A 12,565-nucleotide genomic window follows, 5' to 3' on the forward strand; every position below is an offset into this window, starting at 1 on the left:
CTCTGCGTCTCCTGGCTCTTACTTGATGCCGGTGATCTTGACGCGCGTGAGGTCCTGACGGTGGCCCTGGCGCTTCTTGTAGCCGGTCTTGTTCTTGAACTTCTGGATCACGATCTTCGGACCGCGCTCCTCACCGAGGACCTCGGCCGTGACCGAGACCTTCGCGAGCTTGTCGGCGTCGGTCGTGACCGTCTCGCCGTCGACGAACAGGACGGCGGGCAGCTGGATGCTCTCGCCGACCTTCGCCGCCTGGCGGTCGAGCACGACGATCGTGCCGACCTCGACCTTTTCCTGCCGGCCGCCGGCGCGCACAACTGCGTAAACCACTTCACACCTGTTTCGTTCGGGAGCGCACGGCTCCGGTTGTCTGATGACGTCGGGAGGGCTTGACGCCCTGAGTCTCGGTGCGATCCGGCCGGCCTGAGCCTGCGGGGTCTCGCGTCAATCGCGCGGACACGACGCACCAAAGGACAAGTTTAGCTCACCGGGCGGCATCCGGCAAAAGCATCGGCACCGCGTGTCGGCCGTAGGATCGCCGGGTGGCCATTCTCATCGACGACCCGCAGTGGCCGGCGCACGGCAGACTCTGGGCGCATCTGGTGAGCGACGCGAACCTCGACGAGCTCCACGCCTTCGCCGCGGCGGCCGGTATCCCCCGCCGGGCCTTCGACCTCGACCACTACGACGTCCCCGACGAGCGCCACGCCGACCTCGTCGCCGCCGGCGCCGAACACGTCGGAGGTCGGGAGCTGGTGCGCCGCCTCCGCGCGTCCGGCCTGCGCATCACCGCCCGCGAGCGTCGCGCCCGCTGAGGCGCATGCGTGAGGGGTCAATTTCTGTCGCTTCACGGCGTCTGAAGCGACAGAGGTTGACCCCTCACGCGCGGGGAGACACGGGCAGCAAGCGGCCTAGGCCTGGTCGGTGGGCTGGGCGTTGACCGGAGTCCCCGTCAGGGCTGCGGTCGTCACGCGACGGCGCGAACGGCCCTGGCCGGGAGCCTTGGGCTCGGGCAGTGCCTCGAGCACCGACTCGAGCAGCGCGTCCTTCTCGGTGCGCGGGGCCCGCGGTTCGCGCTTCTTGCGCGGACGCTTCTCGCGCACGGGCGCCTCGACCTTGGCATCCAGGACCGCCTCCACCGAGGCGACGACCGCCGCCTCGACGACGGCCGGGTCATCGACCGTCGGGTGGATCGTGGATGCCGCGATCTGCGCCAGAGCGGACTTCACGCCCTCGGTGATCACGTGCGTGCCGCCCGTCGGGGCCGTCTGCGCACCGTTGCCGTTGCCGCCGGTCGCAGCGTTCCCGCTCGCGGAGCCGTTGCCGCCGCGGCCGCCGCTCCGGCGGTTGCCGTTGCCGTTCCCGTTGCCGTTCGTCGACGGAGCGGAACGGTGCTTGACCACGGGGTCGTGGTGCACGACGACACCGCGCCCGGCGCAGACCTCGCACGCCTCGCTGAACGTCTCGAGGAGGCCGAGGCCCAGCTTCTTGCGGGTCATCTGCACCAGACCGAGGGAGGTGACCTCGGCGACCTGGTGCTTCGTCCGGTCGCGGCTCAGGCACTCGATCAGTCGACGCAGCACGAGGTCGCGGTTGGACTCGAGCACCATGTCGATGAAGTCGACGACGATGATGCCGCCGATGTCGCGCAGGCGCAGCTGGCGGACGATCTCCTCCGCCGCTTCGAGGTTGTTCTTGGTGACCGTCTCCTCGAGGTTTCCGCCCGAGCCGACGAACTTGCCGGTGTTGACGTCGACGACGGTCATCGCCTCGGTGCGGTCGATCACGAGCGACCCGCCCGAGGGCAGCCAGACCTTGCGGTCGAGGGCCTTCTCGATCTGCTCGGTGATGCGGAACGCGTCGAACGGATCCTGGTCGCCCTCGTACTTCTCGACGCGCTCGAGCAGGTCGGGGGCGACGCCGGCGAGGTAGTTCGAAATGGTCGTGAGCGCTTCGTCACCCTGGATGAGCATGCGCGTGAAGTCCTCGTTGAAGACGTCGCGCACGATCTTGACGAGGAGGTCGGGCTCAGAGTGCAGGAGCGCCGGCGCCTGGATCGACGAGACCTGGGTGCTGATGTGCTCCCACTGCGCGGTGAGGCGCTGGACGTCGCGCGTGAGCTGATCCTCGGTCGCGCCCTCCGCGGCGGTGCGGACGATGACGCCCGACGACTCGGGCAGCACCTCCTTGAGGATCTTCTTCAGGCGCGCGCGCTCGGTGTCGGGGAGCTTGCGGGAGATGCCGTTCATCGACCCGTTCGGCACGTACACGAGGTAGCGGCCGGGGAGCGAGATCTGGCTCGTCAGGCGCGCACCCTTGTGGCCCACCGGGTCCTTCGTGACCTGCACGAGCACGCGGTCGCCGGACTTCAGCGCCAGCTCGATGCGGCGGGGCTGGTTGCCGGTCTCGACGCCGTCCCAGTCGACCTCGCCGGAGTACAGCACGGCGTTGCGGCCGCGGCCGATGTCGACGAACGCGGCTTCCATGCTCGGCAGCACGTTCTGCACGCGACCGAGATAGACGTTGCCGATGAGCGAGGCGTCCTGGTTGCGGGCGACGTAGTGCTCTACGAGCACGTTGTCCTCGAGCACACCGATCTGGATGCGGCCGGACTTCGACCGCACGACCATGACGCGGTCCACGGCCTCGCGGCGGGCGAGGAACTCGGCCTCGGTCACGACGGGGCGGCGGCGCCCGGCCTCGCGGCCGTCACGACGGCGCTGCTTCTTGGCCTCGAGACGCGTCGAGCCCTTGATGCGCTGCGGCTCGGTGATGAGCTCGACCGCGCGCTGACGGACGGGAGCGGCGGGGGCTTCGGCCTGCTCGTCCGCGCCGGAACCCGTGGCCGCTCCCCCGCGGCGACGGTTGCGGCGCCGGGCGTTCGCGGACGTCCGCTCCACGGGAGCATCGTCATCGTCGTGGTCGTCGATCTCGTCGCGCGCGGGGAGCGGCGGGAGCTCGGGCGCGTAGAAGTGCAGCTGCGTCGACACGGCCGACACGAACACCTCGGGAAGCAGACCGAGCGAGACCGCGGTGGGGAGCGCGGGCTTCTCCGGTTCGGCGGGGGCATCTGGCGCTGCCGCGGGCTCGGGCTGCGGCTCGGGCTCGGGCGCTGCCGCGGGCTCCGCCTCGGCCTCCGCGGCTGCCTCGGCCTCAACCGGGGCCGCGTCGATCTCGGGCTCCACGGCGTCGGTCGCCGTCACGGCGGCGGCGTCCGCGGCATCCACCGCGTCGATCTCGAGGACGGCGGGCTCACCGGCGTCGGTCGCGGCGGCGGCCTCGGCGTCGTCCGCCGCGACCTCGTCGTCGGGATCGGCGTCGACCGACGGAGCGTCGGCCGTCGGGTTCTCTTCCGCCACCGACTCGGGGGCGTCGGTCGTGGGGATCTGATCTTCTGTTGCGTCAGCCATATCGGGCGTACTCCCTGGCGGGCGACACCGCGCGTCGCCCGGCGAAATCTCGTGCGGCGCCGCACCCGGCGGGGCCGCGAACTCACTCGGTCTGCAGCAGGCCTGCGGCTCGTGCTGCGAAGGGCGGTCATCGCCCGAAGTCTTCTGGTGATTCGCCTGCGGCGCGGCCGCGGCTCATCGAAGCTCCATTATCGCACGGTCGGCCGGATTCGCTCACAGGCGCGTGGGGTCATCCTCCGTGAGAAACGCGATCCGCCGCGCGAAACGGCGGGAGACGCCGTTTCTGCACGCCGATCGCGTTTCTCGGCAGGTAGGCACGGGGCGCCGGCATCTCGACGACGAGGCATCCCACAGCAGCCGCACCGCCGGACGGTGGAAGAATCGCGAGCATGAGTGAAAGCGTCGCGCCGCGCCGGCCCACAGTCCTCGCGGTGTGGTTGATCATCGCGGGAGTCGTCGGATGGTGGGCGGCGTTCTCGCTCACCATGGAGCGGTTCCGTCAGCTCATGGACGGCGGGCAAGCGGCATCCTGCGACTTCAGCGTGCTCGTCCAGTGCACCGCGAACCTGAAGTCGTGGCAGGGCAGCGTCTTCGGTTTCCCCAACCCGATCATCGGGCTCGCGGCGTGGATCGCACCGATCGTCGTCGGCGTCGCGATCCTCGCGGGCGCCAGATTCGCCCGTTGGTTCTGGATCGTCTTCTGGCTCGGCATCGTCGGGGCGCTGGCGTTCGTGATCTGGCTGATCTCGCAGAGCATCTTCGCGCTCGGCACCCTGTGCCCGTGGTGCATGGTCACGTGGTCGGTGGTCATCCCCACGTTCTTCGCGGTCACCCTGCACGTTCTGCGGGAGGGGATCCTCCCGGTCGGCCGGAAGACCCGGGATGCCGCGGCCTCGCTGATGGCCTGGGTGCCGCTCATGGCGCTCGGCGGCTACGTGGTCGTCGCCGTCCTCGCGCAGCTGCGCCTGGACGTCCTCGGCCAGCTCTGACGTCGGCGATCCGCGGACGGAAGTCCGTTCCGCGGATGCCACTGAGTCGGTGCGGATCGCCGAGTCTGCGCCGATGGCGGAGCGAACGCCGCGCCGTCGCGCCCGCACAACCTCGGTCATCTGCACGACCTCAGTCCGTTCCGCGCGGATGCCACTGAGTCGGTGCGGATCGCGGAGCCGGTGCCGCGCAGCCGCCGCTGACGAACAGAACGGCCGCCGCCCTTCGGGGGACGGCGGCCGTCGTGGCATCCGGGATCAGTCGAACCAGATCGCGAGCTCGCGCGCGGCGGACTCGGGGCTGTCGCTGCCGTGGACGAGGTTCTGCTGGACCTTCAGGCCCCAGTCGCGGCCGAAGTCGCCGCGGATCGTGCCCGGGGCTGCGGTCGTCGGGTCGGTGGTGCCCGCGAGGGAGCGGAAACCCTCGATGACGCGGTTCCCGGCGAGGCGGATCGCCACGGACGGGCCGGAGAGCATGAACTCGAGCAGCGGCTCGTAGAACGGCTTGCCCTCGTGCTCGGCGTAGTGCTGCGCGAGGGTCTCGCGGTCGGGTTCGACGAGGCGGATGTCGACGAGGGCGTAGCCCTTCGCCTCGATGCGGGCGAGGATCGCGCCGGTCAGGCCGCGCGCGACCCCATCGGGCTTGACCAGGACGAGGGTCTCTTCGGTGGCCATGGGTCATTCTCCGTTCGAGAGGTCGGGGTCGGCGGCCCTCCGCGCATTGGCGCGATCGAGAGCCGCTCCCTTGATCGTCGCATACGCCCACATCCCACCGAAAATGAGAGCGACGACGGCGAGAGCCGGAACCAGGATGCCGCCGAGCGCCAGGATCACCTGGAGTGCCCAGCCCACGACGATCGCCCAGCGGTGACGCAGCAGGCCCGACACGGCGACCATGGCGGCGGCCATCACGACGCCGCCGACGATCCCCCACCACGGCTCGATGCCCCAGGGCAGGGCCTTGAGGCCGAAGACCACGAGTCCGCCGAGGAACACGACGATCGACTCGAAGCCCAGGACGACCGCCCCGAGCGACTCGAGGGCTCCGCGGGTGCGGCGCGGGCGCCGCTCCCGGGCGCTCATCCCTGCCACCCGGCCTTCCAGTCCTCGAGGTCGGCGAGACGGATCGCCTCGCCCGCGAGAACCACCGATCCGGCGATGATCACGGCGCGGCGGTCGGACTCGGCGGCCCATTCGCGGGCCGCGTCGGCCGCATCCTCGAGCGTCGGGTGCACGGTGACGGGGACGTCGGCCGCCTCGGCCACGTCGGCGATGAGGTCGGGGTCGCCCGCGCGTTCGCTGTCGGGGGCGGTCGCGAAGACGCGCGCGACCGCCGGGGTCAGCGTCGAGACGATGCCGACGGTGTCCTTCCCCGCCAGGATGCCGACCACCGCACCCCACTCGTCGATGTCGAACGCCTCGTCGAGGGCGGCGACGAGGGCGCGGGCCCCGTGCGGGTTGTGCGCGGCGTCGACCAGCACCGTCGGCGCGGTGCCGAGGAGCTGCAGACGGCCGGGCGAGGTCGTGGCGCCGAGGCCGTCCGCGACCACCTCGGCGTTCAGCGGCTGGTCTCCCCCGCCGATGAGGGATTCCACGGCGGCGATGGCCAGAGCGGCGTTCGCCCCCTGGTGCGCACCGTAGAGCGGCAAGTACAGCTCGGGGTAGCTTCCCGCGATCCCGCGCACAGTGAGCAACTGCCCGCCGACCGCGAGAGTCTGCGCCTCGAGCGAGAACCCCTCGCCGGCGAACGCGACGGAGGCATCCATCCGCTCGGCGCGGGCGAGGATGGCCCGGCGCGCCTCCTCGGGTTGAGCCGCCGAGACGACGGCCGCGCCCTGCTTGATGATCCCGGCCTTCACGGTCGCGATCTCCGCGATCGTGTTCCCCAGGCGGTCGGTGTGGTCGATGTCGATGGGCGTGAAGACCGCGACGTCGCCGTCGGCGGTGTTCGTCGAGTCCCACTCGCCGCCCATGCCGACCTCGAGCACGAGGACGTCGATGGGCGCGTCGGCGCACGCGACGAAGGCGAGCACCGTCAGCAGCTCGAAGAACGTCAGGGGCGCGTCGCCGGCCGCCTCGAGTTCGGCATCCACCATCTGCACGAACGGCTGGATCTCGTCCCACGCGTCGGCGACGGCGGCATCCGCCACCGGTTCGCCGTCGATGAGGATGCGCTCCGTGAAGCGCTCGAGATGCGGACTGGTGAACAGGCCCGTCCGCAGCCCGAGCGACCGCAGCAGGCTCTCGATGATGCGGCTGGTCGAGGTCTTGCCGTTGGTACCGGTGACGTGGATGACGCGGTAGGTGCGCTGCGGGTCGTCGAGCAGCTCGAGCACGCGGCGCGTGCGCTCGACCCGGGGCTGCACCCACTGCTCGCCCTGCCGCTCGAGCAGGGCGGCGTAGACGCCGTCGGCGCGGGAACGGTCGCTCATGCGGGTGCTCCGATCCGGGCGACGGCGACGGTGACGGGGCCGACGTTCGCGTAGGTCTTGGCCGCGATGACGTTCTCGAACTCCGGCGTACGGGACTCCCCGCGCTCGATCAGTCGCTCGGTGCGGCTCGCGAGCACGACGCCTTCGGCGAGGGTCTCGGATGCCACGCCGGCGAGGTCGAACGCCTGGGCCACGGCCGCGGCGTCCGCGGCATCGTCGAACGTCAGGGTCAGCGCGATGCGGTCGCTCACGTCGAAGCCGGCGGCCTTGCGGGTGTCCTGGATCGCGCGGATCATGTCGCGCGCCAAGCCCTCGGCTTCGAGCTCGGGCGTCGTGGTGGTGTCCAGCAGCACGAAGCCGCCCGACGAGAGCACGGCAAGGGCTTCGCCGTCGGGACGACCGGCCGTTTCGACGACGAGGTCGTACTCGCTCGGCTCGAGCGGGATGCCGCCGGCGACCACCCGACCGTCGACCTCGCTCCAGCCGCCCTCGCGCGCGGCCTTGATGGCCTGCTGCACCTGCTTGCCCAGGCGTGGACCCGCGGCGCGGGCGTTCACCGACAGGCGGTGGGTGATGCCGTACTCCGCGGCGCTGCCCTCCTGCAGGGCGACCTGCTCGACCGCCTTGACGTTGAGCTCGTCGCGGAGGATGTCGTCGAACTGCGCGAGGCCCGCGGCATCCGGGGTCACCACCGTCAGACGCGGCAGGGGCAGGCGCACGCGCTTCCCCTCGCGCTTGCGCAGGGCGTTCGCGACGCTGGAGACGTCGCGGACGGTGTCCATGGCGGTCCGGATGTCCGCTGCCGCCGGGAACGCCGACGCGTCCGGCCAGTCCTCCAGGTGGACGCTGCGGCCACCGGTGAGGCCCTGCCACACGCGCTCGGTGACGAGCGGCAGCAGCGGGGCCGCGACGCGGGTCAGCGTCTCGAGCACCGTGTAGAGCGTGTCGAAGGCCTCGCGGCTCGACGGGTCGTCCGTCACGCCCACCCAGAACCGGTCGCGCGACCGGCGGATGTACCAGTTGGTCAGCACCTCGGCGAAGTCGCGCAGGCGCTCGGCCGCGGTCGTAGAGTCCAGGCCCTCGAGGTCGGCGGCGACGTCGCGGACGAGGTCGCCGGTGAGGGCGAGGATGTAGCGGTCCAGCACGTCGGTGGAGTCGGTGCGCCACTGCGCCTCGTAGCCGTCGGAGCCCGAGGCGTTGGCGTAGGTGGCGAAGAAGTACCACGCGTTCCACAGCGGCAGCAGGAACTCGCGCACGCCCGAGCGGATGCCTTCCTCGGTCACGACGAGGTTGCCGCCGCGGAGCACCGAGCTGGACATGAGGAACCAGCGCATGGCATCCGAACCGTCGCGATCGAAGACCTCGCGCACGTCGGGGTAGTTGCGCAGCGACTTCGACATCTTCTGGCCGTCGTTGCCGAGGACGATGCCGTGGCACGACACCCCCGTGAAGGCGGGGCGGTCGAAGAGCGCCGTGGACAGCACGTGCATGACGTAGAACCAGCCGCGGGTCTGCCCGATGTACTCGACGATGAAGTCGGCCGGCGAGTGCTCGTCGAACCACTCGTGGTTCTCGAACGGGTAGTGCACCTGCGCGAACGGCATCGAGCCGGAGTCGAACCAGACGTCCAGGACGTCCTCGATGCGGCGCATCGTCGAGCGTCCGGTGGGGTCGTCGGGGTTGGGGCGCGTGAGGTCGTCGATGTACGGACGGTGGAGGTCGACCTCACCCTCCGCGTTGCGCGGCAGACGGCCGAAGTCCGCCTCCATGTCCGCGAGCGAGCCGTACACGTCGACGCGCGGGTAGTTCGGGTCGTCGCTCTTCCACACCGGGATCGGCGAGCCCCAGTAGCGGTTGCGGCTGATGGACCAGTCGCGCGCGCCCTCGAGCCACTTGCCGAACTGCCCCTCCTTGACGTTCTCGGGCACCCAGGTGATCTGCTGGTTGTTCTCCAGCAGGCGGTCCTTGACGTCGGTCACGCGCACGAACCAGCTCGAGACGGCCTTGTAGATCAGGGGGTTCCGGCAGCGCCAGCAGTGCGGGTACGAGTGCTCGTAGGAGGCCTCGCGCAGCAGGCGACCACCCTGCGTCAGCAGGCGGATGAGCGGACGGTTCGCCTCGAACCACAGCTCCCCCGCAACGTCGGTGACGGCCGACAGGAAGCGTCCGCCGTCGTCGAGCGAGATGATCGTGGGAAGGCCCGCGGCATCCGCGAGGCGCTTGTCGTCCTCACCGTATGCCGGGGCCTGGTGGACGATGCCGGTGCCGTCGCTGACGGTGACGTAGTCGTCGACGAGGATCTTCCACGCGTCCTGCGTGCCCCACGTCTCGGCGTCGGCGTAGTAGTCGAAGAGGCGGTCGTACGACACCCCGCCGAGCTCGGCGCCCGTGATGGTCGACTGGACCGCCGCGCGGGCGGCATCCACGGATTCGTACCCGAGGTCCTTCGCGTAGCCCGGCAGCAGGTCTTCGGCCAGCAGGTAGCGGTGCGCGACGGCCTCGAACGCCTCGTCGGGCGTTCCGTCGGGCGCGCGGTGCACGTCGGCGGCGCCGTTCGGTCCGCCCGGGACGACGGCATAACGGATGCCGGGACCCACCGCCAGAGCCAGGTTCGTCGGCAGGGTCCAGGGCGTGGTCGTCCACGCGAGTGCCCGCACACCGGTGAGGCCCAGCGCCTCGGCCTTCGCTCCGACGAGCGGGAACGTCACGGTGACCGACGGGTCCTGGCGCATCTTGTAGACGTCGTCGTCCATGCGCAGCTCGTGGCTGGACAGCGGCGTCTCGTCGCGCCAGCAGTACGGCAGCACGCGGTAGCCCTCGTAGGCGAGACCCTTGTCGTGCAGGGTCTTGAACGCCCACAGGACGCTCTCCATGTACGACGTGTCGAGCGTCTTGTAGCCGCGCTCGAAGTCGACCCAGCGCGCCTGGCGGGTGACATAGTCCTGCCAGTCGCGCGTGTATTCGAGCACTGACTCGCGGGCCTTGCCGTTGAACACGGCCACGCCCATGCGCTCGATCTCGTCCTTCTCGGTGATCCCGAGCTGCTTCATGGCCTCGAGCTCGGCGGGGAGGCCGTGCGTGTCCCAGCCGAAGACGCGGTCGACCTTCTTGCCGCGCATCGTCTGGAAGCGCGGGAAGACGTCCTTCGCGTAGCCGGTGAGCAGGTGCCCGTAGTGCGGCAGGCCGTTGGCGAACGGCGGGCCGTCGTAGAACACCCACTCCTCGGCGCCGTCGCGGTTCGCGATCGACGCGCGGAAGGTGTCGTCGGCATCCCAGAACGCCAGCGTGTCGCGCTCGATGTCCGGGAACCGGGGGCTCGGGACGACGGATGCCGCGGCGTCGGCGGCCGGGCCGAAGGATGAGGGGCGTGGGTAGGTCATGTCTCTCCGCAGGTTGCGATCCACCTGCGGGGACGATCCGTTCGGACCGCGGTACCACCCCGCATTGCGTCCACCGGGGTGGGCGCCGCTCTCACTGCGGCTGTGACGGGCCTGACCCGCTCGGTTCTACTGGGGGCCGTGACCCTGTTCTTCCGAGAGCTCCCCGGTGATGGCCGGATCGGTGCTGGTTCCTTCATTCTACGCGGTCCCCCGCGCCACCGCGTGCGGGTCGGGGAATGCCGGGGGGCGTCGGGGGGTTTCTGGACTCGTGCCAAGATCGACTCCCGTGACTTCTGCTCCTCCCGCTGCCCGTCCGACCTCTTCCGCACCCGCGCGCCGTGTCGCGTGGGCGTCGATGATCGGCACCTCCCTCGAATCGTTCGACTTCTACGTCTACGCCTACTTCGCCGCGTTCTTCGTGGGGCCGCTGTTCTTCGCCCCCCTCGGTCAGGTCGGCGCGACACTCGCCTCGTTCTCGACGATCGCGCTCGCGTTCGTCGTGCGCCCGATCGGCGCGATCATCTTCGGTCACATGGGCGACCGGCTCGGTCGACGGACGACGCTGCTGTGGACCGTCGCGATCATGGGAGTCGCCACGGGGCTGATCGGCGCCCTCCCCACGTACGCGCAGGCCGGATGGCTCGGCGTCGTCCTGCTCCTGGTGCTGCGCATCGCGCAGGGCCTGTCGCTCGGGGGCGAGTGGGGCGGCTCCATCCTCCTGGCGACCGAGCACTCGAGCCCGGTGAAGCGCGCGTTCTACGCCGCGATCCCGCAGCTCGGATCCCCGGTCGGGTCGATCCTGTCCGCCGCGGTGTTCATCGTCATGACCGTCGCGCTCCCCGCCGACCAGCTCGCCGAGTGGGGCTGGCGGATCCCGTTCCTGCTCGCGCTGCCCCTGCTCCTGGTCTCGCTGTACCTGCGGTGGTCCATCGACGAGACGCCCGTGTTCGAAGACGTCGTCGCCTCGGGCCGGCGTGAGCGCCTCCCCGTGCTGGCGATGTTCCGCGCGCGGCCCGTCGCGGTCGTGATCGCGATCGGCGCCGCGCTGCTGGGCATCGGGTCGTACTCGCTGATGAACACCTACACGATCAACTACGGTGTCGCGCAGCTCGGCTTCAGCTTCCAGGACCTCCTGGTGGCGACCACGATCGGCGCACTGCTGCAGCTGGTCACGATCCCGCTGTTCGGCGCGTGGGCCAACCGCATCGGTTCCGCGAAGGTCGTCGCGTGGGGCGCGCTCGGCACTCTGCTGATCACGTTCCCGATGTACTTCCTGCTGCAGTTCGCGACGTTCCCGATCCTGGTTGCGACGATGATCGTCGGCGGCATCCTCCCGACGATGTCGTGGGCGGCGCTCGGCGGCCTCATGAGCGATCTGTTCCCGGACCACTTCCGGTACTCGGCGCTGTCGCTCACGTACGCGATCGCCGCGACCATCTCGGGCTTCGTCCCGCTGGTGACCACGGCGCTCGGCACGCAGACGGCGTTCGCGTGGTGGCATCCTGGTGTCGTGCTCGCGATCCTCTCGGCCGTCACGCTCGTCGCCGCGTGGGCGGCGTCGCGCCGTCGCCCCGAACCGCTCGAGGCCTGAGTGGTCCGCGCCCGCGGTCCGCTGCCGCCCCGCCTCTCCGCGCCCGACCTGCCCCGGGTGTTCGAGAGCGTCGACGGACTCGGACCGCGGGCGGATGTTCTCGGAGCACGCGTCGTCTCACTCGAGGGTCACGTGGATGCCGCGCACTCGGCGCTCTCGGAGAGCGTGATCGCCGAGGCATCCGTCGACTCCCTCGACCTGACCGGTGCGTCGCTCGCCGACGTCGAGATCGCCACGCTGCGCGCGACCGAGCTGCTCGCGCGCGACGGGCGCTGGCGGAACGTCGCGGTGATCGGCGGCCGTATCGGCACCCTCGACCTGTCCGGCGCCGAGCTCGACAGTGTGGAACTGCGCGGACTCCGGATCGACTACCTCTCCCTTCGGGGCGCGAAGGTGCGCGACGTCCTCGTCGCCGACTGCGTGATCGGCACGCTCGACCTGCCGCTCGCGACGCTCTCGCGCGTGCGATTCGACGGCTCCCGGGCCGATGAGGTTGACTCCGACGGTCTGCGCGCCGAGCACACCGACCTCCGCGGCCTCGAAGCGCTCTCGTTCGGGCGTCCCGACGCGCTGCGGGGCGTCACGCTCACCCACCGTCAGGTGGAGCTGGCCGCCGCCGACTTCGCGCGGGCACTGGGCATCGACGTGCAGGACTGACCCCGGGCGCCCTCCGCCGCACCTCGGCGTCGCCCGTCCGCCCGATAGACTCGAGCGACATCCCACACTCAGGCACGATCACACGGTGCCGCCTATATCGCTCGAGGAGTAC

At 70.6% G+C, this 12,565-nt stretch carries 10 protein-coding genes; 4 read left to right on the plus strand and 6 right to left on the minus strand.

Going from position 1 to position 12,565, the window contains the following annotated elements; all coding sequences use genetic code 11:
* Positions 1-18: 18 nt before the first annotated feature.
* The gene (gene rplU / locus P8R59_RS15230; RefSeq protein ID WP_022878253.1) at positions 19-327 is read right to left on the minus strand and encodes a 50S ribosomal protein L21; all 309 of its coding nucleotides are present in this window, start codon (positions 325-327) and stop codon (positions 19-21) included.
* A gap of 212 nt (positions 328-539) precedes the next feature.
* Between rplU and P8R59_RS15235 the strand changes: the two genes are divergently transcribed.
* Positions 540-812 carry a DUF4031 domain-containing protein gene (locus P8R59_RS15235; protein WP_278101746.1) on the plus strand — a complete coding sequence of 91 codons (273 nt, stop codon included), beginning with the start codon at positions 540-542 and terminating at the stop codon, positions 810-812.
* 96 nt (positions 813-908) lie between these two features.
* Here P8R59_RS15235 and P8R59_RS15240 read toward each other — a convergent pair whose 3' ends face one another.
* Entirely contained in the window at positions 909-3,407 is a 2,499-nt protein-coding gene (locus tag P8R59_RS15240; protein WP_278101747.1) for an Rne/Rng family ribonuclease, read from the minus strand.
* Positions 3,408-3,796: 389 nt separating this feature from the next.
* On the opposite strand from P8R59_RS15240, the gene P8R59_RS15245 reads away from it, so the two are divergent.
* Entirely contained in the window at positions 3,797-4,396 is a 600-nt protein-coding gene (locus P8R59_RS15245; RefSeq protein WP_278101748.1) for a vitamin K epoxide reductase family protein, read from the plus strand.
* A 255-nt stretch (positions 4,397-4,651) separates the two neighbouring features.
* On the opposite strand, the gene ndk is transcribed toward P8R59_RS15245, so the two are convergent.
* Genes ndk through ileS form a run of 4 tightly spaced genes read right to left on the minus strand, consistent with a single transcriptional unit; the run spans position 4,652 to position 10,205 of the window.
* Entirely contained in the window at positions 4,652-5,068 is a 417-nt protein-coding gene (ndk, locus tag P8R59_RS15250) for a nucleoside-diphosphate kinase (protein ID WP_077051559.1), read from the minus strand.
* A 3-nt stretch (positions 5,069-5,071) separates the two neighbouring features.
* Positions 5,072-5,476 (minus strand): DUF4233 domain-containing protein, encoded by a 405-nt coding sequence (locus tag P8R59_RS15255; protein WP_278101749.1) that lies wholly within the window; start codon positions 5,474-5,476, stop codon positions 5,072-5,074.
* A complete protein-coding gene (locus P8R59_RS15260; RefSeq protein ID WP_278101750.1) occupies positions 5,473-6,825 on the minus strand; it encodes a bifunctional folylpolyglutamate synthase/dihydrofolate synthase in 1,353 nt (450 codons plus the stop codon). Before P8R59_RS15260 ends, P8R59_RS15255 begins: the two co-directional genes overlap by 4 nt.
* Entirely contained in the window at positions 6,822-10,205 is a 3,384-nt protein-coding gene (gene ileS, locus P8R59_RS15265; protein WP_278101751.1) for an isoleucine--tRNA ligase, read from the minus strand. The genes P8R59_RS15260 and ileS overlap by 4 nt, the downstream gene beginning before the upstream one ends.
* Before the next feature lie 355 nt (positions 10,206-10,560).
* On the opposite strand from ileS, the gene P8R59_RS15270 reads away from it, so the two are divergent.
* A complete protein-coding gene (locus P8R59_RS15270; protein ID WP_278101752.1) occupies positions 10,561-11,796 on the plus strand; it encodes an MFS transporter in 1,236 nt (411 codons plus the stop codon).
* Positions 11,797-12,453 (plus strand): hypothetical protein, encoded by a 657-nt coding sequence (locus P8R59_RS15275; protein ID WP_278101753.1) that lies wholly within the window; start codon positions 11,797-11,799, stop codon positions 12,451-12,453.
* Positions 12,454-12,565: the final 112 nt, after the last annotated feature.

The sequence above is a fragment of the Microbacterium proteolyticum genome (genome assembly GCF_029639405.1).
Classification (GTDB): Bacteria; Actinomycetota; Actinomycetes; order Actinomycetales; family Microbacteriaceae; genus Microbacterium.

Coding starts and splice junctions, on each gene's coding strand:
- P8R59_RS15255 (WP_278101749.1), bottom strand. CDS start 5,476: ATGAGCGCCCGGGAGCGGCGCCCGCGCCGCACCCGCGGAGCCCTCGAG.
- P8R59_RS15270 (WP_278101752.1), top strand. CDS start 10,561: ATGATCGGCACCTCCCTCGAATCGTTCGACTTCTACGTCTACGCCTAC.
- ndk (WP_077051559.1), bottom strand. CDS start 5,068: ATGGCCACCGAAGAGACCCTCGTCCTGGTCAAGCCCGATGGGGTCGCG.
- P8R59_RS15245 (WP_278101748.1), top strand. CDS start 3,797: ATGAGTGAAAGCGTCGCGCCGCGCCGGCCCACAGTCCTCGCGGTGTGG.
- ileS (WP_278101751.1), bottom strand. CDS start 10,205: ATGACCTACCCACGCCCCTCATCCTTCGGCCCGGCCGCCGACGCCGCG.
- P8R59_RS15260 (WP_278101750.1), bottom strand. CDS start 6,825: ATGAGCGACCGTTCCCGCGCCGACGGCGTCTACGCCGCCCTGCTCGAG.
- P8R59_RS15240 (WP_278101747.1), bottom strand. CDS start 3,407: ATGGCTGACGCAACAGAAGATCAGATCCCCACGACCGACGCCCCCGAG.